Annotated in this window: 4 protein-coding genes; all 4 read right to left on the bottom strand. The window is 62.6% G+C overall.

Going from position 1 to position 2,461, the window contains the following annotated elements; all coding sequences use genetic code 11:
- Nucleotides 1–1,427, bottom strand: a 1,427-nt coding sequence (gene tnpC, locus U1872_RS22130) for an IS66 family transposase (RefSeq protein WP_332795037.1), incomplete at its 3' end; no start/stop codon positions are given.
- An 88-nt stretch (nucleotides 1,428–1,515) separates the two neighbouring features.
- Nucleotides 1,516–1,863, bottom strand: a complete 348-nt coding sequence (gene tnpB, locus U1872_RS22125; RefSeq protein ID WP_332748004.1) for an IS66 family insertion sequence element accessory protein TnpB — start codon at nucleotides 1,861–1,863, stop codon at nucleotides 1,516–1,518.
- Nucleotides 1,860–2,219 carry an IS66-like element accessory protein TnpA gene (gene tnpA / locus U1872_RS22120; protein WP_332795036.1) on the bottom strand — a complete coding sequence of 120 codons (360 nt, stop codon included), beginning with the start codon at nucleotides 2,217–2,219 and terminating at the stop codon, nucleotides 1,860–1,862. The genes tnpB and tnpA overlap by 4 nt, the downstream gene beginning before the upstream one ends.
- Nucleotides 2,220–2,254: 35 nt before the next feature.
- Nucleotides 2,255–2,461, bottom strand: a 207-nt coding sequence (locus U1872_RS22115; RefSeq protein WP_332795035.1) for a hypothetical protein, incomplete at its 5' end; no start/stop codon positions are given.

Here is a 2,461-nt window from a genome sequence, read left to right as displayed (position 1 = left end):
CGCAGCTCTCGCTCGGCCGCGTTATTCGTCAGGCAGATCCGACCGTCCGCGAGGAATGTCGTGAACCCCGCCCAGTCGTTGAGCAGATAGGCGATCGCTTTGGCGACGGCATCGTGACGCGACAGAATGCCGCGCTTTTCCCGCATCCAGGTTTCCAGTGCTTGGATCAGGGGTGCGACGCGTTCCTGGCGCACGCTCAGGCGCTCGCCTGCAGTCCGCCCGTTGATCTCTCGCTCGATCGCGAAGATCTGGTCGATCCATTCCAGCGCCTCCTTCGCCAACGGCGAAACGAGCGGCACGCCACCCTTCTGGCGCTTGAGCTGACGCGCCACATCGGCCAGCTCGAAGAACTGCCGACGGGCGTGAGCCCAGCAATTCGCCCGCGTCATCGGTTTGTCAGCCCAGCCATCGCGGAACATGTCGTTGAAGCCGGCATAGCGGTCGACCTGCAGAATACCGGTATAGCCAGCGAGATGGCCGCGGGGATGTTCGCCTTTCCGGGTCCGCGAGTAATAGCACAGCACTGCCGGCGGTGCTGGACCGCCGAACGGGCGGTCGTCGCGCACGTAATCCCAGATCCGCGCGACGTCAGTCTTGTACTTCGCCAGCCGCGGGACGGTGGTGTCATCGCCGTGGAGACGCTCGGCCGCCAGGACGTGCGCTTCAATTAGCAGGAACAAGGGCCTGGCAGCTACGCTCACTGCGCCGATCTGATCTGCGAGCGTCGACAGGCTCAAGGAGATGCCCTCGCTCTCGAGGCGATCGCGCTGACTGTTGAGCGGCTGGTGCAGACCGTATTTCTGAAAGACCAAACTGGCCAGAAAGTGCGGCCCGAACATGCCCCTCGGGGTGACGTGGAACGGCGCCGGTGGCTGGCTGATCTTCTCGCACTGACGGCAAGAGACCTTTTCCCGTACGGTCTGAATTACCTTGTGGCGGGCGGGCACCTTTTCGAGTGTCTCGGTAATATCGGCCGGAAGATGGCTGAGGTCGGCCGACCCGCAGCAAGGGCACAGCTCCGGCGCCGAGATGACGACCTGTTCACGCGGCAAGCCTGGATCGAAGTCGCGGCGGGTGGACCTTACGCGGGTGAACGCGGTTACAGTCGTCGCTTTGGCGGCAGCTATTGCGCCCAAGCCCTCCGCCTCGGTGGCGTCCGCCTCGAGCTCCTCGAACGTCAGTTCCAACTGGTCGATCAGCCGACGGCTGCGTTCCGAACTGGCGCCGTATTTGTCGCGCCGCATCTTCTCGTTCATCAACTCGAGATGAGCATTGCGGGCTAGCAGATCGGCATTGATAGCTCTGACCCGCACCGTTTCGGCTTCGGCATTGAGTGCGTTCGCCTGGGCCTTTTCCGCGAGATCACGAGCCACCGACAGTTCGGTGCGAAGCTGCAAAAGCTCGTCGGAGGCATCGCTCGAAAGCATGCCCGATTATACCAGAACACCTTTGAGGAACCTACGGTTTTTGGCGGATTTCAGCCGCTTTTCTCATCCCGGCTGCCTCTGGAAGTTGTTACCCAACCCGGGTCGGACGCCACGTTTCCTGCGGGTTGCGCCAGTCGATACCTTCGAGCAGGCACGCCATCGCCGAGCCCGAGATCGCGACCGTGCCGTCCTTAGCAGCCGGCCACACGAAGCGCCCGCGCTCCAGCCGCTTGGCGTACAGCGACATGCCCAGCCCGTCATGCCACAGAATCTTACACAGTGACCCGCTTTTCCCGCGGAACACGTACAGGTCGCCGGCATGGACGTCCTTGTTCAGCGCTTGTTGAACCTGCAATGCGAGCGAACGCATGCCACGCCGCATGTCCGTGTGACCCAACGCCAGCCAAACTTTTGCGCCGTTCGGGACAGGTATCATCGGATCACGGACTTGAGCACTGCGACCACCTGATCGGACGACGCTGATGCGAAGACGCTCACGCGTCCGCCCCGCGCCAGATCAACGACGATGGTCGGCTGCACGGTCGGCAATTCGACAGGGCAATCATCAACGACCACCGCTTCGGCAAAGCCGGCGACCGCAGTCGGCGCATCTGACCGTCGGCGAAACTTGCGGCGCCAGGTATAGATCAACCCCGTCGAGACATCGTGCCGCCGAGCGACCTGCGCAACAAACGCGCCCGGTGCAAAGGCCTCCGCCAGGATTTGCACCTGTTCCTCATCGCTCCACCGGCGACGGCGCTCAGGCCCGCCAAAAATCGTGATCTGACCCACAACACCTACTCCTAAGCGTACTCTTAAGAGCGCGCTTAAGACCGGTCCTTCGCCTGACCGGCAAGGCGGCCGCTACCGGAGGCGTACGAATAAAGCCGACGAACTGATCTTTCAAAGAGGATCGGGATAGAAAGCCAGCGGACCGATCGACAATCGCGCCATCCGGCCGCGTGGCCCGGGCTATCTCCGCGCAAAGCAGCGCCCGCCGTCATATCTATCAGGAATGTGTCACCGCCGATCCG

The sequence above is a fragment of the Parasphingomonas frigoris genome, assembly GCF_036663815.1.
Lineage (GTDB): Bacteria > Pseudomonadota > Alphaproteobacteria > Sphingomonadales > Sphingomonadaceae > Sphingomonas.
This window is presented reverse-complemented; position numbering and strand designations above follow the sequence as displayed.